Below are 18636 nucleotides of genomic sequence, written 5' to 3'. Positions count from 1 at the left end.
TCACAACCGCGAGCGCGCTAGTACACCCAGAACTGAACCGTCTCAAGCGCGCGGGATTGGCCTGTTGTGTCGGCGCCGGTACAGTGCAGTACCCCCGGCCAGCAGAGCGAGCGCGGCCGCCCCGAGGATCGGGAACACCGCTGCCCCGGTTGAGGCGAGAGCGCCATTCACCGCGGAGGCTAAGCCGCCCGCGTTGCCCGTCGCGCCGCCCGTGCCGGTGGCCCCGCCCGGCAGCGGCTGGCCATCGGCCGTGACCGTGAACCGGGCCGTAACGATTGTGCCGGTCTGCGAACCGGTGAGGGTCACGGTGTGCTCGCCGAGCTCGGTGGGGGCGGTCAGTGGGATGGTCGCTGAGCCAGCCAGGACATCCGTTTTAGGCACCGCAACCGGCTCGGAGGCGACCACGCCGGTGATCTGACGGTCGCCCGCGAGACCCGTGAGCGCCGCATCAAACGTCTCACCGGGGGCGAAGACGGTCTTGGGCAGGGTGGCCTTCGCCCCCGCGCTGAGGGCCGCGGTGTCACGGTTGAGGCGCAGGGCGTTGGCAATCGTGAAGAAGTTGTCGGTCTGGTCGATCAGGCCCACCACGTTGGCTGCTCCCGGGCCGTAGCCGGCCACGCGCAACTGCGCGCCGGTGTGCTGCTGGGAGCCGCCAGCCGCCCCGGTGCCGTAGGAGATCTTCATGACCGATCCCTCCAGCGTGGTGACGGCGGTGCTCAGGCTCGTGGGCGGGGTGCTGTCCACGATCTGACTGGTGTGGGCGTGGTCGGCCGTGACGATCACCAGGGTGTTGCCGTCTTTCTCGGCAAAGTCGAGGGCGGCGCGCACCGCCTCATCCAGGTCGATGGTTTCGCCGATCTGGCCGCAGGCATCCGCGCTGTGGTCGCGCTTGTCGATGCTCGCACCCTCCACCTGAAGGAAGAAGCCCTTCGAGCTCTCCGCCGGGGAGTTCAGCAGATCAATGGCCGAGTTCGTGAGGCTCGCGAGTGAGAGGTCGGTGCCGAGCCGGTCGGGGTTGGCCGCGCAACTGACGGGCGTGTTGGCCCCGCCGACGGTTGCCGTTGTTGCCGCGAAGCGGGTGGGGAAATTGCCGGGGGTGAAGAGCCCCAGCACGGGAGCCTCCTGGTTGGCCGCCGTGACACCCGCGAGGTCCGCGGCCGTCTTGACTACCTGGTAACCCCGCCCCTCCGCCTGCTCAAACAGGGTCTTGCCCGACCAGTCCCCGGCCTTCGCCGTCTGGGTGAAGGATGCCGAGCCGCCGCCCAGGGTGACGTCGGGTCGGGTATCCAGCAACTGTTCGCTGATGGAACCGAGCCCGCCCGCCGCGAGGGCGTCCGCACCGCAGGAGGCGCTGTCGGGGCCGTAGCAGCTGCGGGAGGCTACGTGGGCCACCTGGACAGCCGGGGTGGCATCCTGAATCTCGGCCGTGCTCACATTGCCCGTGCGCAGTCCATTCGCCTTGGCCAGCTCGAGCAGAGTCTGTTGGGGGGCACCGTTGATGTCCACCGAGACGGCGTTGTCGTAGGTCTTGGTACCCGTGGCCCAGGCCGAACCGGTTGCGGCCGAGTCTGGTACGTAGTCGGGCTTGCCCTTGCGTGCGCCGTCCTTGTACAGCGAGTAGGTGGTGTACTGCCCGGTGAGCGGCAGGGCGTCGATGCCGGGCAGCTGACCGGCCGCACCGTAGGCGTAGTTGCGAGCGATCGTGATCTCGCTGTCGCCCATCCCGTCACCGATCAGGAGGATCACGTTTGTGGCCGGTCCGTCCACGATGGCGGAGCGCAGCGGCACCGTGTTGTCACCATCGTTGCGCTGGGCCCCGCCGTTGTCGGCGGTCTCGGCAAACGCGGCGCTGGGAGAAAAAAGTACGGTGGTGGCGATGGCCGCGGCGGCGCATCCCGTTGCCACGCGGCGGACGCTCCGCACTCGGGGGGAGGTTGAACTCTTCACCTGTGTCACTCCTGAGGATCGTGGCCGACCGTGTGTCGGCACCGGTCCCCAGACCATCTGCCCGAAGCAAACGCCGAGTTACGGACACGAGTCTCGACGGTGTGTGCGGGGTGAACTGTGCGGCGATGGCCCGGCACGGTACTCGACACCAGCCCCCACCCCGGGTGACTTTTCCTCACACATCGACGTTTATTTCTCGGTCTTGTGAGGTTTTTTCACCCACAGTGTCGGATCGGTGGGGCGGGTCGATGGAAGGCGAGTCGGGCGGATCGGCAGGGGAGGGCCCGTCGGCGAGCGCGGGGGCACTCGCCGACGGGCCCGTGGGCTCAGCCGGTTACAGCGGGGGCAGACCGTCCACCACGGTGGTGGTCACCGAGGTCCATCCGGTCACCGTCCCGGCGGGGATCGGGCCCCACCCCTTCAGGCTGACCGTGCGCTCGCCGATGACCATCCCCGTGTCGGGGTCGATGATGACGTCGCTACGCTCGTCGCGGGTGGTGTCCACCCGGGCGATGGCCACCCCCGTGCGGCCGTTGACGGTGGCGGAGTCCTCGGTGATCTCCACGCCCGGGATGAGCGCAGCCGCCTCGAAGAGCGCCGCCCGCAGGTCCGCGGGTGCCATCCCCGTGCGCAGCACATCGTTTATGAGGACAAATGCCTCGGCATCGGGGCCGGTGCCCGCGTCGCCGGCCAGCAGGTAGAGGTGGTCGAGCAGCGCCTGCGGGTCGCGGGGAAGCTTGGCCATTCCGGCGAGGGAATCGTACCTTTCTGCGTCAGGTTCGAGTTGCTGCCCGGCGTAGTAGTCGCCGCCCAGGCCGCGCACGATCTCGGTCTCCGTGGACGGCGTCTGTGCGGCGTAGTCCTCTTCGGCGTGCTCCCCAAAGAACGTCACCGGCTGCATGGGTGGTCGCACCCACACCCACTCGCCGGAGGTGTCGGCTGGCACGTACTGATTATCTGTGCTGCTCTGCAGCACGGCGGTCATGAGATTGATGTCGGGAGCCTCATCGGTGGTGTTCTCCGGCCCCATCATCATCAGGTAGCTTTGTGCCATCTCGATCCGCAGGTACTGCCCGGGGGTCAGTACCGGGTCACTCATCTTCATGCTGGCGAGGGCGGCGTTGTGCAGCACCTCGGCGGCCGCGGCGGATGCCCCGGAGCTGATGGCGGTGCCATCCGGTGCCCGGGTGGGCCCGACCACATCCGCGGCGATCATCACAACGGTCGCCAGCGCGGCGACGCTCGTCGCGGCGATCCCGAGGGTGAGGCCGCGGCGCAGCCTGCGCCGACGGGAGGTGGCGGCGGCGGTGCGCTGGCCGCTGGTTGCAATCTCCAGCATGAGTCGGGCCTTTCCGGCGCGCAGCTGGTCGGCGGTGGGGTCATCCGCGGTGTCATGCATTTTGCGGAGCAGGGTGAGTTCGTCCATGATCTACCTCCTGGGCACTGTGTTCGGGGCTGAGGGACGCGCGCAGGGTGCGGCGTGCCCGGTTGAGTCGTGAGCGCACGGTTCCCACGGGAACCGAGAGCGCGAGGGCGATGTCCTCGTAGGTGAGGTCGCCCCAGGCGTACAGGAGCAGGGTGTCGCGATCAGCGGCGGCCATCCGGGTGAGTGTTTTCGTGAGTGCCCGGATGTTCCGCTCGGCGTCGATGCGATCTGATACCTCCCCGACGCGGTCGTCGTTGATCACAAACGCCGTTGCGGAGGCCACGGAACGGAAATTCTGCGCCTCCATTCGCCGGTGCTTGCGGATGAGAGTTGTCGTGATCCCAAAAAGCCAGGGTCGCGCGTTTTCCCACTCGTGATCAAAGGTGGCTCGGCGTTCAAACGCGGTGAGGAAGGTGTCGCCCACCACGTCCTCGGCCGCCGAGCTGCCCACCCGTCCCGCCGCGTAGCGGAACAGGTGAGAGGCGTGCCTATCGTAGAGTTCACCAAAAGCCGTCGGAAGGTGCTCCGACTGTCTGATGATGTCGCTGTCTGTGTTCACAGTAGGTATTGCTCTCTGCTGGCGAAATGGTTCATAACGTGTTGCCGGGATATCCCTGCCCGACACCGAAACCCCGGTGGCGAGCGGGTTTCGGTGTGTTACCGTGTTATCCGGTGCCAGCGTTTGTGTTCACACCCGGAGGTCATCCGGTCACCCCTGGCGGCTGTCTCGTGCCGCCTCTATCTCGCTGAGTCGGTCGTTCCCGCTCAGCGTAAGCGTTAGGACACACTATGCCCAAGAAAAATATGAATCGCGCCGTTCCTCTCGGCATCCTTCTCGGCGGGATTCTCGCCCTGGGTGGATGCGCGGCGGCTCCCTCCGCCCCCGGCACCGCGGCGGCCCCCTCCGGTACCCTGAGCGGCTTTGAGGGGGTGACGGCCACGCTCAACGCGGACTACAGCATCACGCTGCCCCTCGACGAGTACACCCTCACCGATGCCGAGCAGATTCGGGCGGACCAGGCCTACTCCATTCAGCTGGACTCCTGCCTCTCCCTGAGCGGCTACTCCTACGCTGCCGCGCGGGCCGACTGGTCCTCGGTGCGGCCGATGGATGACCGACAATTCGGCTTCTGGGCCACGGAGCTCGCGGCCGAGCAGGGCTACGCCGTGCCGCCCGACCCGCGCGAAGAAGCGATGGGGATTGACGTGCCCACCTTCGGCGATCCCCGCTACGACACGGCTGTTGACGCGTGTAACCAGACGATGATGGAGTGGATCGCCGCCCAGGACGCCCTGACCCGGGACAGCTCGGGGGTGGTGGGGAGCATCCACCAGATCGCCACGGGGGGCGCGGCCGCCGATCCCCGCACGAGCGAGGCCCTGCACGACCAGGAACTGTGTCTGCGGGATGCTGGTCTCACGATCACGGTGGAGGACGGCCGTCCCCAGATTGAGGACAGCACCGAGGAGGCCGCGGAGGGTAAGCGCATCGCCGGTATCCAGGCGGGCTGTGCCGCCTCCACCGGCTCGGTGCAGCGCCAGGCGGATGTGGTGGCCCAGTACCAGGCCCAGCAGATCGAACAGCACTCGGCAGAACTCGTCGAGGCCCGGGCCGCGAAGGACGTGTTCCTGGCCGAGGTGGCGACGATTATCGCCGGAGGGTAGCCGACCGGGCCGGTGTCGGTACCGTGCGCGACAATGGGATGGTGTACATTCTCGTTTCCGCACCCCCGACCGCGCGCGGTCGTGTGGTGCTCTGGCAGGTGGATGCCACGGGCCGGGTGTTCGACAGCCACACGGTACCCGCCGCCGAGTTTCCGGATGCGGTGGATGCCCTCACCGACGACACCGTGCGCTGGGTGTGGGACGATACGGCGCACTGGTATCCGCCCCTCTTGGAGCGGGGTATCCGGGTGCAGCGCTGCCACGACCTGCGGCTCAGCCACGCCATCCTGCGCCACTCCGCCTGGACGGCGGGCAGCCCGCTCGCGCACGCCCCGCATTCGGCGTGGGATGACCCGGTGCCCGAGCGGGCACCGACCGCCAACACGCTCTTTGACGACCTCGACGACACGGACGGGTGGGGCGGTGGTGCCGGGGCCGAGAGAGGGTCCGGGGTCGGTGGGCCGGATGCCGGGCCGGGGGATTCCGGGCTGCCCTCGAACGCTCAGAGTGCTGCTCAGAGTGCCGCTCAGGGTGCCGCCGGGCGGCAGATTGGTGCGTATGTCACCCGGGTGGCGAACAAGCGCCAGCCCGCCCGAGACCCGCACGGCGAGGACGAGTCACTCCGGGAGTTCCGTCGGCAGCGTGCGGCGCTCGCGGCCAGCGAGGAGCCGGGGCGGCTCGGGCTGCTGGTTGCGGTGGAGTCGGCTGGGGCACTGATTGCCGCCGAGATGCGGTTCCACGGCATCCCGTGGCGGGCGGATCTGCACGACCATATCCTCACCGAGGCGCTGGGTGAGCGGCCCCGTTTCGGCGGCAGGCCGGTAAAAATGGAGGCGCTGGTGCAGGAGATCCGGCGTGCGGTGGGTAACCCCACGTTCAACCCGGACTCGCAGCCGGACCTCCTCAGGGCGCTGCGCCGGGCCGGGCTGTCGGTGACGAGCACCAGTAAGTGGGAGCTGCGCGGGGTGGATCATCCGGTGGTGGCACCCCTGCTGGCGTACAAGAAGATGTCGCGGCTGTACACCGCCAACGGGTGGGCCTGGCTCGATACCTGGGTGCGGGATGGTCGGTTCCACCCCGAGTACGTGGTGGGTGGCGTGGTGACGGGCCGGTGGGCGGCGAAGGGCGGCGGGGCGCTGCAACTACCGGGCACCGTGCGCGGTGCGGTTGTGGCAGACCCGGGGTGGACGCTGGTGGTGGCAGATGCGGCCCAGCTGGAGCCGCGCATCCTCTCGGCCCTCTCCGGCGATCTGCGCATGGCGGAGGCCGGGCGCGGGCAGGACCTCTACCAGGCGCTTGTCGATCAGGGGGTGGTGGATACCCGCGATCATGCCAAGGTGGGGATTCTCGGTGCACTGTACGGATCTACCACGGGGCAGAGCGCCGCGCTGATGCCGCGGCTCACACGCGCCTACCCGGCCGCGATTCAGTTCGTGGCCGAGGCCGCGCGGGTGGGGGAGAAGGGTGGAGTGGTGACCACCTGGCTGGGCCGCAGCTCGCCCCGGCCCGACGACCAGTGGTGGGTGGATGCCGTGCTCGACACCGACGGCGGGGTCACCGGCCCGCAGCGTGAGAGGGCGATGCAGCAGGCGCGCAGCTGGGGGCGTTTCACGAGAAACTTTGTCTGCCAGGGCTCGGCCGCCGAGTGGGCGATGTGTTGGATGGCGGGTCTGCGCACTCGCCTGGCCGAGATGGGCTCGCCGGAGGCCCGCCCCCACCTGGTCTACTTCCTGCACGATGAGGTGATGGTGCACACGCCCGTGGGGTGCGCCGAGGAGGTGGTCGCGGCGGTGCACGCGGCCGCGGCGGATGCGGGGCGGCTGCTTTTTGGGGGGTTCCCGGTGGAGTTTCCGGTGCAGGCGATGGTGGCGGGGGACTACGCGGCGGCGAAGGGGTAGGGTGTGGGGCACACTAATCGGCACGGTCAAGGACTTAAATGACGCTACGACAATCGGGTGCAATCGTTTTCCTGCTGCTGCTCTTTTCGTTTCTCCTGTCGGCGCTACACGTCTACGGCGTTCGGCAGGAGGCTATCACTCGTGAGGGAAACAAGCTGTACACGGCAGAGAGTATTGAAGTGCGGGGGAGTTTTACAGATATATCGGCACGTCTTGACAACGTTCAGGACCTGAAAATTTACACGAATCTCTCGGAGGACGGGGATATTCGCAATATATTCATGCGAGATTCTTCTCGGGTGAACTTTCCCCTGCACAGCGGTCGAAGCTTTATCGAGGGTGAATCTCAGAAAGCGCTCGTGGGGGCCGAGGTTGTCACGACCTATGACGGCGGAATAGAATACTATATTTTTCAGGAAAAACGTTATGAGGTTATTGGCCACCTGGGTCGTGAAACGAAGAGTCTGCTTGAAAAAAATGTCATACTGAATGACCCAGCTCTCTTCGGTTCGGGTGCAGATGAGCCATATATTCTCGATGGGTCTGGCGTGCATAACGCTTTCGTGTCGGTGTACGGTTCAGAAAACGTTGCCCTACGCGACGGCGGAACTAATAAAAGAACGAATGTTGACCTCGTCTCGCCCCTGTTGAAAGGGTTCGGTCTGCTTCTTGTTGTTCTGGGGTGCATTTCGACAGGACTGCTGGTGGGTCGCTATTCCGCGGGGCAGAATGGCGTTCAACACCTGCAGGGAGCCACTCATCGTGCGGTATTTCTTCGGCGTGCAGGAGAGGTTACTCTCCTTGTCGCGGCTGTGGCGTTTGTGATCGTGAGTGCCTGGAGCGTCTTGTTCCAGGTCACCTTTCCGGTGGGGGTTGTGTTGAGCGGGTTCTGTGTGCAGCTGTGCACTGTGCTCACCGCATTTGGTTTTTCTTTCGTGAAGAACGTTACGGGAGCATAGACCGTGGGAATTATCTTCGATATGCGGAAGAATTTTCCCCTCATTGTCGCAAAGTCACTCGTTTTTAGTCTGTTCTTTCTCGCTTTTTACAACTTTCTGAGTTTTTCGCAGGAAACTGATGCGGCAATAAACCAGAGCTTCTCGAGTGATAGTGAGGTTAACCTCTACACTCTGACGGACACCCTGGTGGAGGCCGATGAATTCTCGGAATTCAGAGAATCGAAAAACGAACTCGATAAGCTGGGATCCTTCTATAACGCGCTCAACGACGGAGGTCAATTTACTTTTCTCTCGATATTTGACCAACCGCTCCCGGTGAAAGATTTTCGTGGGGATGAAACCTATGACTACGGGTATGGAACAGAGATGTCCGTGCAGGGAAAATATTTTGATGAGGATTTCGGGGCGCAGGCTCAGAATGTTAAATCTATTCAAATGAATAAGAACGCGTTCGAGTTTTATAAGATTCGGACAGAGGGGGGCCAAGAGATACCGTGGAAAGAAATAGATTACTCGGGGTCTGAGGTTCCTATCCTGTTGGGTAGCAACTACGCAAACCTGTACCGGGTGGGCGATGTGATCCAGGGAAATTTTTACTTCAAAACCCTCAACCTCAGGGTCGCCGGTTTCCTTGAGCCCGGTTCTTCGATTTTCTACAAGAATGAAATAAATCACTACTTGGATAGCTACATCCTTATTCCCTATCCGGATACGCTGCGGGGCATCACCGACGAGGAGCAGTTCTTCCAGGGAATCCTCTCGTTTGCCATGATTAATGGCGATCTGGTTGCACGGAAAGACCTGAGTTCGGCGCAACTGATCGAAGACCTTCAGGCTATTTCTCGCGACACCGGGTTCTACGACTACACGTTGATCGACGTGCCGACATACCTGGTTCAGATGTCGCTCACGAAGAGCATTATTGAAGATAACTATACGCTTCTCCTGTCGATTATTTTGGCCATGGGAATAGGTGTTATCTGCGTCACATTCTTTATTAATCGAGGGATTCTTGTTCGGCGATGGGAGGGCGGCCTGGTGTACTGGCTTCTGGGACGTAGCCGCGAAGAAATTATGCGGGAGTTTTTGTGGTATTCCACCATCGAGTACGCGCTTGCATTTCTTATTTTCTGGCTGGCATTTGTGGCCTTGCCGAATAAAAACGAATTTATTTTAATGAACTCTTTGTTTTTCATGCTCATGTTTTTGGGTGCGATTTATTGCACCAAAGATATGTGCTGGGTAAATATCTGAATGATGATGCGGGAAAGGCTTTCTAGGACCCATGATTCGGCTAGAAGATGTTGATAAGGTTGTTGTTGAGCCGAACGGTCTGAGAAGAGATCTTTTCCGATCGCTGAATTTCAGTCTGTCGCCCGCGCATAGCTCTGTTGCGATTCTGGGGAGAAGCGGATCGGGTAAGTCAACGCTCCTCAAGATTCTTGCCGGTCTCGATACGCGATATCAGGGAAAATATTTCTTCGAAGGTGAACCATTGTTGAAGAACGGCGCAACGATGGCGCGATATCGTCGTGAGAATATTGGGATCGTTACTCAGAGTTATCACCTATTGAGTGATCGAAATGTTGTGCAGAACGTCTTACTCGGTTTCTCTGGGAAAAAGAGCATTGCTCGCGCGAAGGAGTGTCTCGCTCTCGTGCAGCTCGAAAAGTTTGAGAAGAAGAGCATCACCCAGCTATCCGGTGGGGAGGCTCAGCGAGTTGCTATCGCCCGAGCTCTGGTGAAAAATCCCCGGGTTATCTTGGCGGATGAACCGACGGGGGCGCTGGATGAAGAGACGGAGAACCACATACTGAGTGTGTTTTCCCGGCTAGAAAGCGAGGGCCACACACTCATCGTCACCACACACAACGAGCGGGTTGCCGGGTGGTGCCAGAGCAGGTTGATGCTCAGCGACAAAAAACTCGTTCCGCAGGAATGAGGGTGCAACGGTGGGTGGGTGCGGTGGTTTCGGATACGGGGTGGAACGGGCGCGTTAGCCGCACCGGGGCTGTGGCCCCGACCGCGCTACGCTGAGCGCATGAACGTCCCCGCCGCTGACCCCTCTGGCCCCTCCACCCCGCCCCCCTCCGTCGGGGCACAGCCGAACCCGGATCGGCTCCCCACCGGGAAGGTCGTCGCCCGCGTGATCCTCGCGCTCGTGCTGAGTGCCATCGGTTTCGTGTTGTTTGTGCCCACCATGCTGGCGCTCGCGTTGTCCTCGGACTCCTGTTACAGCGGCGATACCGATCTGATCTGCTCTTCTGCCGTGCAGACGACCGTGGTCTTTATGGGGGTGTCGGCCCTTATTCTGCTGTGGGGTGGCGGCCTCGTGATGGCGCTTCTCTCGGGCATCCGCCGGAGGTGGGGGGCGAGCATGGGGCTTCTGGTGTGCGTCTACCTGCTGCTGGAGGTGGCGGCTTTTGCGCTGGCGGGGTCATGAGCGTGCGGGCTTGACAGTATCTCTTTAACCTGGTTAGTTAGTTACATGACTAACTAACTCATGAACATGGGTTGGTTGAGAGGAGGAACCCGTGGACGAGTCGAGACCGATCTTCGTGCAGATTGCCGAGCAGATCAAAAACGACATCCTGGCCGGTCGAATGGCCGAGGAATCCCAGGTTCCCTCCACCAACGAGTTTGCGGCGTTTTACCGCATCAACCCGGCCACGGCGCTCAAGGGCGTCGGCCGACTCGTCGAGGAGGGCATCCTCTACAAGAAGAGAGGAATCGGGATGTTTGTGGCCCCGGGGGCGCGTCAGCGCCTCATCACCCAGCGCAGGGAGCAGTTTCAGGCAGAGTACCTCCGCCCGCTGCTCGCCGAGGCGTCCAAGCTCGGCATCAGCTCACAGCAGCTGGCCGAGATGATAGCGAAGGAGGGCGTGCGATGACCGGCACACCCGTTATTCAGGTAGACGGCCTCACCAAACGTTTTGGCCAGGTGACCGCCGTCAACAACGTCACGTTGAGCGTGACCGAGAACAAGATCTACGGATTGCTGGGCCGCAACGGTGCTGGCAAGACCACGCTCATGCAATTGCTCACCGGCCAGGAGTTTGCCACGAGTGGCAGCATCCGGGTGTGGGGGGAACACCCGGTCGAGAACGCACACGTACTCAGTCGGGTCTCGTTTATCAAGGAGAGCCAGAAGTACCCGGACGACTTTAAAGTCAAACACGTGTTTCGGAGCGCGCCCTGGTTCTTCGCCGGGTGGGATGCCGACTTTGCCGCCCGCCTCATCGAAGACTTCCGTGTGCCACTGGACCGCCGGGTGAAGAAACTGTCCCGCGGGCAGCTGTCCGCCATCGGCGTGATCGCGGGGCTCGCCTCGCGCGCGCCGATCACGTTCTTTGACGAGCCCTACCTGGGCCTGGATGCCGTGGCCCGGCAGACCTTCTACGACCGCCTCCTGGCGGACTACGCCGAGTATCCGCGCACCGTCATTCTCTCCACCCACCTGATCGACGAGGTCAGCGCCCTTCTGGAGCACGTACTCGTGATCGACGAGGGTCGCATCCTGATTGACGAGGATGCCGAGACCCTGCGCGGCAGCGCCACCACCATTGTGGGCGCGCGCGCCGCCGTGGACGGATTCGTGGCCGACCGCGACGTGCTGCACCGCTCAGGGCTGGGCGGACTCTCCACCGTGACGGTCACGGGCCTGAGTGAGAGTGACCGGGCGGCTGCGGCTGCGGCGGGCCTGGAACTCGCACCCGTCTCCCTGCAACAGCTGGTGGTTGATCGGACCAGCGGCATTCCCACAGAATTGGAGCAGAGCGCATGAGTACCCCCAGCATCACCCACCGGGCGGAAACGACCGGGGCCTTCGCCCGCATCCTGTCGGTTGTGCGGCTGCAACTCGTCAACCCCTGGACCATCGTCATCTGGCCTTGGATCATCATGGGCATTATCTTCATCGCCAACCTGGTGATCTGGTGGATCTTGTCGCTGTCCCTGGGGCCGGAGGTCATCGCCTCCGAGGCGAGCGGGGGCGGGGGCGTGGAGATCAACGGCGGGTCGCTGTACATCTTCATCTACATGATGGTTGTTGCCATCATGGCCATGAACCTCACCTTCTCGTTTGCCCTCGGCTTCGGGGCGACCCGCCGCGACTTCTACCTGGGCAGTGCGCTCACCTTCGTGCTGCTCTCGGCGATGTACGCGGTGGCCCTCGCCATTCTCGCGGCGGCGGAGAAGGCCACAGACGGCTGGGGTCTGAACGGTCACATCTTCAGGGCGGTCTACTTTGGCGACGGCGGTTTCCTCGCTAACCTGTGGATTTTCTTCGTGCTTTTCCTGTTCTTCTTCTTCGTGGGCGCGGTGATTGCCACGGTGTTTGTGCGCTGGAAGGCCACGGGGGTGACCATCCTCGCCTGCGTCGTCGCGCTGCTCCTCGTGGGGGTGGCTGCCCTCATCGGCCTCACCAACAACTGGGGCACCTTTGCCGGGTTCTTCGTGCACTGGGGATTCCTCGGCTCGTACACCTGGAGCCTCGTGATTACCGCGATTGCGGCCCTCGCCGGGTTCTTCATCCTGCGCCGGGCGACGCCGAGGGGCTAACGGATACGGGTGCGGCCGGGGAGCCCACGATCGTGGGCTCCCCGGCCGCTACCCCCTAGCGGTTGGCCCGCAGCACCTCCAGCCGGGCGCGGTACTCCACCTCGTCAATGTCCCCCTGGGCGAAGCGCTCCGCGAGGGTCGCCTCAGCGGAGCGGGTTCCGTTCCAGCCGGGGCCGAAGCCGTGCGGGCCGATGCCGCGGCCGCCCGGGCCTGCCGGGAAGCCGGCCTCGCGCCAGGCAGCGTGGCGGTGGCGCGTGGCCAGGCCGATGATCAGCGCAACGAGCCCGATCCAGAAGAGCGGGATCAGGAAGAAGAGCCAGCCGAACCCGGCTCCCCAGCCGGGTCCAGCGTGTGCGGCAACCGTGGCCGCGGTCAGTGTGGTGAGCATGGGTGAATCCTTTCGTCTCGGCCGGTGTGGGCCGATATATCCAGGATGCTCGACCCGCCAGCCCCGCGCATCCGCGCCGGGGAGACACCTCGGCTACACCCGGGGGAGTAGGGCCGACGGTGCTACGCCTCCCGCGTCCACCCGGGGGTGACTAGCCCCGACTCGTAGGCGATGACCACGAGTCGCACCCGGTCGCGGGCACCCAGCTTGTTCATGATGCGCGACACGTGCGTCTTGGCCGTCAGCGGACTGAGCACCAGCCGCGCCGCAATCTCGTCGTTGGTGAGGCCCTCGCCGACGAGCACCAGCACCTCGCGCTCCCGCTCGGTGAGGGCGGCGAGCTCGGCCGCATCCGGGGTGTCGCTGAGGCCCACCGACACCCGCTCCAGGAGGCGGCGGGTCACCCCGGGGGAGAGGAGGGCGTCGCCGTCGGCGACCACGCGCACGGCCCGGATCAGCTCGACCGGTTCGGTGTCCTTCACGAGAAACCCGCTCGCCCCACCGCGGATCGCGCGGGCGACGTACTCGTCCAGCTCAAACGTGGTCACGATGATGATGCGCGTGCCCGCGAGGTGTGGGTCGCCCACGATCTGTTCGGTGGCCCAGAGACCGTCGCCGCCGGGCATCCGAATATCCATCAGGATCACGTCGGGGCGTTCGGCCCGCGTGAGGGCCACGGCCGCCTCGCCCGTGGCGGCCTCGCCCACCACGGTGAAGTCGGGTTCGGCATCGAGGAGGGCGCGAAAACCCGCCCGGATCAGGTGTTGATCGTCGGCCAGGGCAACGCGAATCACGGCTTGCCTCGCAGCGGAAGGCGCGCGGAGACGACGAAGCCGCTGGCGCGGGGGTCGGTCGTGTCGGAGTCCGGATCAGCTCCCGCCGAGAAGGTGCCGCCCACGAGTTCGGCGCGCTCGCGCATCCCCGTGAGGCCGCCGCCGGGCTCCCCGCCCTCGCCGGGGCCCTTCCCGTTGTCGGTGACCGTCAGCTCGATCAGGTCGCCCACCTCGTGCAGCGTAATACTCACACGGGTCGCGGCCGAGTGCCGCACCACATTGGTGAGCGACTCCTGCACGATGCGGTAGATCGCAAACTGTACCGGGGCGGAGGCCGTTGTTGCCGTATCGTCGTGGAGCGTCACGCTCACCCCGGCCTGCTCCATCCCCGCTACGAGCTCGGCCACGTCGGCGATCCCCTCCTGGGGGCGCAGCGGGGCGTGGCCGGGGTCGTCGCCGGTGCGCAGCATCCCGAGAACCTCGCGGACGTCATCGAGTGCGGTTTTGCTCGTGGTCTTGATGTTGTGGAGAGCCTCGGCCGCCTTATCGGGTTGCCGGTCCATGAGGTGCAGGCCCACGCTGGCCTGCACGTTGATCTGGGAGAGGGAGTGCGCGAGCACATCGTGTAATTCGCGTGCGATGCGCACCCGCTCGGTCTGTTCGGCGGTCTGGCGGCGCTGCTCGGCCGCGGCCCGCAACTCACGGAACCGCTCGCCCCGGGTGCGGACAAAGTTTCCGGCGACGGCGCAGAACGCGAGTACCAGGGTGGTGGTGGCGATGCGCCACGGATCCCAGTCGCGTTCCAGGGTCATGCCGAGGGCGAGTGTGCCCACCCACAGCAGGCCCATGGCCCCCACAACCCACAGCTGAGCCCCGCGGGCGCTGCCCAGCACAATCGCAAACGCCACCGATACGAGCGGCGGCCCGGCCTGGTCCACCAGCAGGACACTCGCCGACGCGATCAGGAGCACCACGAGGGCGGTCGGTCCGGGCCAGCGACGGATGCCCAGCAGGGCCAACGGGCCGACCGCGGCCAGCAGAATGGCCACGAGCCCCGCGGGTGCGAGCCCGTGGTGCAGCGTCACAAAGAGGGTAGCGGGTACCTGCACGAGCAGCGACACGATGACCGGCAGCCACAGCGTGATAGCCGAGGGCGGGCGGAAGGGGGGTCCCTCTCCGCGGTAGCCGTGCCCCCAGCCCGGTCCGGGCGGGCCCCAGGGATGCTCGGCGGCCTCGCCGGAGCCCCAGTGGGCAGCGCCGCGGAGGCCGCGGGGGGTCTCGTTTCGCGCTGTCATAGATGAATACTACAGAGGGTGATGAGCCTCGGCGCGCCGCCCGGGGTGTCGGGCCGGCCCGGGCAACCCGCGCCGGCCCGGGGAGTCAGCCCGGTCTTACTGAGCGCCGGGGTACGCTGCCCCTATGAGCGGCGTGCGGGTGGACGGCAGTGCAGGGGACGTAGACTACGGCGAGATTGGTGGCGGATACCGGGCCTACCGCCAGCCCGAACCGGCGATCCAGCGGGCGATATCCGAGGCCCTTTCCGGGTCGCGAACCGTGCTCAACGTGGGGGCCGGTGCGGGCTCCTACGAGCCGGTTGAGCGCGAGGTGACACCCGTCGAGCCTTCCGAAACCATGCGTGCCCAGCGGCCGCCGCACCTCATGGCCGCGATTAACGCGTATGTGGAGGACCTGCCGTTTGCGGATAACGAGTTTGACGCCGCCATGACCACCTTCTCTGTGCACCAGTGGGGCGACCTGGAGGCGGGCCTCGCCGAACTGCGCCGGGTAACCCGCGGCCCCGTCGTGATCCTCACCTGCGACCCCGATCTGCTCGGTCGCTTCTGGCTGAACGACTACGCTCCCGAGGTGATCGAGGCGGAGGCCAGTCGGTACCCGAGTCCGCGACGTGTCGCCGAGCTGCTGGGTGGCGACACGAGCATCCGGCCGGTGCCCATCCCGTTGCACTGCGTTGACCGCTTTGGCGAGGCGTACTACGGTCGGCCCGAGTTGCTGCTTGACCCGGGTGCCCGCCGGGCCAACTCGGCGTGGAGCTTTGTGGGGCCGCAGGTGCACGAGCGGTTTGAGCGTACCCTGCGGGTTGATCTGGATAGCGGTACCTGGGATGAGCGGTACGGCTGGTTGCGCAGGCAGGCGTTCTTTGACGGTTCGCTTGTGCTCATTACGGCGCTGCCGGGGGAGTAGTGGAGGTCAAACTGCCTCAATGGAGTTTCCCTGAGCGGCATCCTGTCGTGGCTGCCTGCACACGAGCCGTACCCGTTAGAAGCGCGTACCGTCCGTGAAAGGATTACTCCCCAGCGTTTGGGGCAGCCGTACCGGTGGTATCCGCTGCCACGTTCTCTTGTGGGGGGATTTTGTGCAGAATACGAGGAAACTATCGTCGATGTGTGAGGAAAAGTCACCCGGGGCGATTGTTCTGGCGGCGGTGGAGGGAGAGGGCGATGCAATCGATCTTCGGGGCCAGTTTATGATCCTCACGAGCGCCTGATGGATATGCGAGGAGTCGAAGATTAACGGGTTCCAACCTGTCCGCTCGGTGCCCTCAGGCTCCTGATTGCCCCAGTTGCCGCAGCAGGGCGGTCACGTGTTGTCGCTGTAGCTCGGGCGAGTACAGGCTGGGGGCCACGAGACTCATCACGGTGGCCCCGATGGCCGTGACCATAATCTCGTCGATCAGCTCGGCATCCGGCCGGTCGGTGCGGATATCGCCGTCCTCGCGTCCCTCCTGAAGGTAGCGTGCGAGGCTGCCGCGCCAGGTGGCCAGATGTTCCAGGTATACATCGTGCAGCGGCGGGCTGGAGACGGCGCGCTCCCAGAAGGAGAGCAGCACGCGGCTGGCGGAGGCTCCCTCCGCGTCGAGGGGGAGGACGGTGAGGCACATGGTCTCGAGCGCCGCGATACCGCGCCGGTCGCCGACCGTGCTGAGCACGTGGTCGTTCATGAAGTCGAGCGCCATCTGGTAGGTGCCCAGGATGATGTCATCTTTGCCGGGAAAGTAGTGTTTGAGCGCCCCGTTGGCGAAGCCGGCCCGGCGTGCGATTTCGCGCATGGTGGCCACCTCAAGCCCGCCCTCCGTAATGAGGCTCCAGGTGACCTGAAGGATGTCCCGTCGTCGTTGGTCATGGTCGATCACTTTGGGCATACGGTCTCCTAAGTTTGTCTGGGGGTCCAAACTAATAAGGCCCTCAGTTTAGGCCATCCGCGGGGGTCTCCTCGGGGTCGTGCCGGGTTATCGCGGCAGGTTGAGGCGACTCAGAACCTCGTCAATCACCAGTGCGTAGAAGGATTCCGTGTCCAGGACCATCCTGTTGTACTGGCCAAAAACCTCGAAGGAGATAACCCCGTGCAGGCGAGTCCAGGATTCGACGCCGAGGGCGAGAAGGTGCGGCGGCAATCCGGCGGCCAGGATAGAGCTGAGCTCCGCGACGGCGGGGGATGCGGTCTCTAGCGCCGGTGTCAGCGTGGCCGCGTGTCCGGCCCGGAGAGCGTCACTCAGTACCCCCACGAGGACCAGGCCCACCCGGGCGGCGGCCGCTACCGTATCCGTGGGGGCCGCGTAGCCGGGTACCGGCGACCCGTAGATGAGGGCGTAGCGGTGGCGGTTATCGAGCGCCCACTCGCGCATGGCCAGAGCGGATGCCGTGAATCTTCCCCGGTAATTTACCCGGTCAACGCATATTTCGGCCGACTCAACGTGAGAACCGAGCTCGTTGTAGGCCTCCAGAATGAGGGTGGTGAGGAGCGCGTCTCGGCTGGGGAAGTAGCGGTAGACCGCCGAGGAGACGAGCCCCATCTCGCGGGCGATGGCGCGCAGCGAGAGCCCGGCGGCACCGACCTCGCCCAGGTGGCGGCGGGCGATGGTGAGGAGTTCGGCCTCCGTTCGTTCCCGGTGGAGCTGTCGGGTGGTCTTGCCCGCGTCGCCTGCCGATGTCATAGCCCCATTATGGGCGGGGGCCCGCGCAAATCAAAACGAGAGAGCGGTGCTCTTGAAGTTGCTCCAGGAGGGGGCTACTATTCTTGTGAGAGCGCCGCTCTCTAAAATATGATCTTCACTTTTAGGAGCACCCTATGGCACCGCACCTCGTTCTGGGCGCCGGATTAATCGGTACCGAACTCACCCGACAGCTTGTCGCCCGCGGCGACACCATCACCCTGGTGACCCGCCGCGGAACCGAGCTGCCCGGCACCGCGGCGCTCGCCCGGGATGCCTCCGATGCGGACGGGCTGATCGATGCGGCCGCGGGAGCGCAGACGATCTTCCTATGCACCAACCCGCCCTACGCCGACTGGGCCGCACAGTGGCCGCCCATCTTCGCCGCCGCCATTGCGGCCGCACGGGCCACGGGTGCTCGGCTCGTGGTGATGGGTAACCTCTACGGTTACGGCCGTGCCGAACAGCCCATGACCGAGCACACGCCGTTTCAGCCGGCCGAGGGGAAGGGCGAGATTCGGGCGGAGGGGTGGCGGCGCATCCGGGCGGCCCAGGATCGCGGCGAAGTGCGCGCCGTGGAGGTGCGCGCAAGTGACTATGTGGGGCCGTACGCAGGGGCGACAGCCCACCTGGGCCGCGACTTCTTTGCGGCGCTGCTCGCCTCGAAGACCGCGCGGGTGGTGGGTTCGCCCACCGAGCCGCACGCGTGGAGCTACCTGCCCGACATCGCCGCAACCCTGATCGCGGCGGCCGACGCCACGGCCGACTCGCACTGGGGCCGCGCCTGGGTCGTGCCGAGTACCACGCGGACCCGCGTCGAGATCGCCCGGGAGATCAACGAGGCCTACGGATGCGCGGGCCGGGTTGCCCGCCTCCCGCGCGGGCTGCTGCGCGCGGCGGGCCTGGTCAGTGGCAACTTGCGTGAGGTGGCGCGCAGCAGTTACCAGTTTGAGGCTCCGTTTCTATTGGACTCAACCGAGACAGAGCGTGAGCTGGGGGTCTCGGCGACGCCGTGGTCCGAGGTGCTTGCGGCAACCGTTGCGTCGTATCGCACCGAGTAGTGGGGGTGGC

The 18636-nt window shown here is 64.9% G+C and carries 19 protein-coding genes; 11 read left to right on the top strand and 8 right to left on the bottom strand.

The annotated features are described in order from the left end of the window. Positions 1-42: 42 nt before the first annotated feature. The 3 genes from phoA to FB466_RS03610 all read right to left on the bottom strand — a co-directional run bounded on the left by phoA (position 43) and on the right by FB466_RS03610 (position 3932). Positions 43-1947, bottom strand: coding sequence for an alkaline phosphatase (gene phoA, locus FB466_RS03620; RefSeq protein WP_246054512.1), 1905 nt, complete (start codon positions 1945-1947; stop codon positions 43-45). A 334-nt stretch (positions 1948-2281) separates the two neighbouring features. Then, the gene (locus FB466_RS03615; protein WP_141915914.1) at positions 2282-3373 is read right to left on the bottom strand and encodes a CU044_5270 family protein; all 1092 of its coding nucleotides are present in this window, start codon (positions 3371-3373) and stop codon (positions 2282-2284) included. After that, positions 3339-3932: an RNA polymerase sigma factor gene (locus FB466_RS03610; RefSeq protein WP_141915912.1), complete on the bottom strand. Its 594-nt coding sequence runs from the start codon at positions 3930-3932 to the stop codon at positions 3339-3341. The genes FB466_RS03615 and FB466_RS03610 overlap by 35 nt, the downstream gene beginning before the upstream one ends. A gap of 230 nt (positions 3933-4162) precedes the next feature. Between FB466_RS03610 and FB466_RS03605 the strand changes: the two genes are divergently transcribed. The 9 genes from FB466_RS03605 to FB466_RS03565 all read left to right on the top strand — a co-directional run bounded on the left by FB466_RS03605 (position 4163) and on the right by FB466_RS03565 (position 12455). Further along, a complete protein-coding gene (locus FB466_RS03605; protein WP_141915910.1) occupies positions 4163-5038 on the top strand; it encodes a hypothetical protein in 876 nt (291 codons plus the stop codon). A 38-nt stretch (positions 5039-5076) separates the two neighbouring features. Then, a complete protein-coding gene (locus FB466_RS03600; protein WP_246054511.1) occupies positions 5077-6936 on the top strand; it encodes a bifunctional 3'-5' exonuclease/DNA polymerase in 1860 nt (619 codons plus the stop codon). A gap of 38 nt (positions 6937-6974) precedes the next feature. Then, complete coding sequence (locus tag FB466_RS03595; RefSeq protein WP_141915909.1) at positions 6975-7895, top strand: hypothetical protein; 921 nt, start codon at positions 6975-6977, stop codon at positions 7893-7895. Positions 7896-7898: 3 nt separating this feature from the next. After that, entirely contained in the window at positions 7899-9149 is a 1251-nt protein-coding gene (locus tag FB466_RS03590; RefSeq protein ID WP_141915907.1) for an ABC transporter permease family protein, read from the top strand. Positions 9150-9180: 31 nt separating this feature from the next. Further along, positions 9181-9837, top strand: coding sequence for an ABC transporter ATP-binding protein (locus FB466_RS03585; protein ID WP_141915905.1), 657 nt, complete (start codon positions 9181-9183; stop codon positions 9835-9837). 99 nt (positions 9838-9936) lie between these two features. Next, positions 9937-10338 carry a hypothetical protein gene (locus tag FB466_RS03580; RefSeq protein ID WP_141915904.1) on the top strand — a complete coding sequence of 134 codons (402 nt, stop codon included), beginning with the start codon at positions 9937-9939 and terminating at the stop codon, positions 10336-10338. Positions 10339-10429: 91 nt separating this feature from the next. After that, positions 10430-10786, top strand: coding sequence for a GntR family transcriptional regulator (locus tag FB466_RS03575; RefSeq protein ID WP_141915902.1), 357 nt, complete (start codon positions 10430-10432; stop codon positions 10784-10786). Next, positions 10783-11679 (top strand): ABC transporter ATP-binding protein, encoded by an 897-nt coding sequence (locus FB466_RS03570; protein WP_141915901.1) that lies wholly within the window; start codon positions 10783-10785, stop codon positions 11677-11679. The genes FB466_RS03575 and FB466_RS03570 overlap by 4 nt, the downstream gene beginning before the upstream one ends. After that, on the top strand, positions 11676-12455 hold the full coding sequence (locus FB466_RS03565) for an ABC transporter permease (protein ID WP_141915899.1): 780 nt from the start codon (positions 11676-11678) through the stop codon (positions 12453-12455). The genes FB466_RS03570 and FB466_RS03565 overlap by 4 nt, the downstream gene beginning before the upstream one ends. Positions 12456-12510: 55 nt before the next feature. On the opposite strand, the gene FB466_RS03560 is transcribed toward FB466_RS03565, so the two are convergent. From FB466_RS03560 to FB466_RS03550, 3 genes are all read right to left on the bottom strand, one after another. Then, on the bottom strand, positions 12511-12843 hold the full coding sequence (locus FB466_RS03560; RefSeq protein WP_141915897.1) for an SHOCT domain-containing protein: 333 nt from the start codon (positions 12841-12843) through the stop codon (positions 12511-12513). 122 nt (positions 12844-12965) lie between these two features. Next, complete coding sequence (locus FB466_RS03555; protein ID WP_141915896.1) at positions 12966-13637, bottom strand: response regulator transcription factor; 672 nt, start codon at positions 13635-13637, stop codon at positions 12966-12968. Then, positions 13634-14911: a sensor histidine kinase gene (locus FB466_RS03550; protein ID WP_141915894.1), complete on the bottom strand. Its 1278-nt coding sequence runs from the start codon at positions 14909-14911 to the stop codon at positions 13634-13636. Before FB466_RS03550 ends, FB466_RS03555 begins: the two co-directional genes overlap by 4 nt. A 124-nt stretch (positions 14912-15035) precedes the next feature. Here FB466_RS03550 and FB466_RS03545 point away from each other — a divergent pair, with 124 nt between their 5' ends. Beyond that, the gene (locus FB466_RS03545) at positions 15036-15818 is read left to right on the top strand and encodes a class I SAM-dependent methyltransferase (protein ID WP_141915892.1); all 783 of its coding nucleotides are present in this window, start codon (positions 15036-15038) and stop codon (positions 15816-15818) included. Positions 15819-16176: 358 nt separating this feature from the next. On the opposite strand, the gene FB466_RS03540 is transcribed toward FB466_RS03545, so the two are convergent. Both FB466_RS03540 and FB466_RS03535 read right to left on the bottom strand, forming a co-directional pair. After that, positions 16177-16776 (bottom strand): TetR/AcrR family transcriptional regulator, encoded by a 600-nt coding sequence (locus FB466_RS03540; protein ID WP_141915891.1) that lies wholly within the window; start codon positions 16774-16776, stop codon positions 16177-16179. A gap of 87 nt (positions 16777-16863) precedes the next feature. Further along, entirely contained in the window at positions 16864-17568 is a 705-nt protein-coding gene (locus FB466_RS03535; RefSeq protein WP_141915889.1) for a TetR/AcrR family transcriptional regulator, read from the bottom strand. Between the two features lie 134 nt (positions 17569-17702). Here FB466_RS03535 and FB466_RS03530 point away from each other — a divergent pair, with 134 nt between their 5' ends. Then, entirely contained in the window at positions 17703-18626 is a 924-nt protein-coding gene (locus FB466_RS03530) for an NAD-dependent epimerase/dehydratase family protein (protein WP_141915887.1), read from the top strand. Positions 18627-18636 lie beyond the last annotated feature (10 nt).

This window comes from Klugiella xanthotipulae (assembly GCF_006716695.1).
Classification (GTDB): domain Bacteria; phylum Actinomycetota; class Actinomycetes; order Actinomycetales; family Microbacteriaceae; genus Klugiella; species Klugiella xanthotipulae.
This window is presented reverse-complemented; position numbering and strand designations above follow the sequence as displayed.

Bases quoted from the DNA above. Each gene is read 5' to 3' on its own strand.
- FB466_RS03550 (WP_141915894.1), bottom strand. From the start codon at position 14,911: ATGACAGCGCGAAACGAGACCCCCCGCGGCCTCCGCGGCGCTGCCCAC.
- FB466_RS03585 (WP_141915905.1), top strand. From the start codon at position 9,181: ATGATTCGGCTAGAAGATGTTGATAAGGTTGTTGTTGAGCCGAACGGT.
- FB466_RS03560 (WP_141915897.1), bottom strand. From the start codon at position 12,843: ATGCTCACCACACTGACCGCGGCCACGGTTGCCGCACACGCTGGACCC.
- FB466_RS03615 (WP_141915914.1), bottom strand. From the start codon at position 3,373: ATGGACGAACTCACCCTGCTCCGCAAAATGCATGACACCGCGGATGAC.
- FB466_RS03605 (WP_141915910.1), top strand. From the start codon at position 4,163: ATGCCCAAGAAAAATATGAATCGCGCCGTTCCTCTCGGCATCCTTCTC.
- FB466_RS03535 (WP_141915889.1), bottom strand. From the start codon at position 17,568: ATGACATCGGCAGGCGACGCGGGCAAGACCACCCGACAGCTCCACCGG.
- FB466_RS03565 (WP_141915899.1), top strand. From the start codon at position 11,676: ATGAGTACCCCCAGCATCACCCACCGGGCGGAAACGACCGGGGCCTTC.
- FB466_RS03600 (WP_246054511.1), top strand. From the start codon at position 5,077: ATGGTGTACATTCTCGTTTCCGCACCCCCGACCGCGCGCGGTCGTGTG.
- FB466_RS03540 (WP_141915891.1), bottom strand. From the start codon at position 16,776: ATGCCCAAAGTGATCGACCATGACCAACGACGACGGGACATCCTTCAG.
- FB466_RS03530 (WP_141915887.1), top strand. From the start codon at position 17,703: ATGGCACCGCACCTCGTTCTGGGCGCCGGATTAATCGGTACCGAACTC.
- FB466_RS03545 (WP_141915892.1), top strand. From the start codon at position 15,036: ATGAGCGGCGTGCGGGTGGACGGCAGTGCAGGGGACGTAGACTACGGC.
- FB466_RS03570 (WP_141915901.1), top strand. From the start codon at position 10,783: ATGACCGGCACACCCGTTATTCAGGTAGACGGCCTCACCAAACGTTTT.
- FB466_RS03595 (WP_141915909.1), top strand. From the start codon at position 6,975: ATGACGCTACGACAATCGGGTGCAATCGTTTTCCTGCTGCTGCTCTTT.
- FB466_RS03580 (WP_141915904.1), top strand. From the start codon at position 9,937: ATGAACGTCCCCGCCGCTGACCCCTCTGGCCCCTCCACCCCGCCCCCC.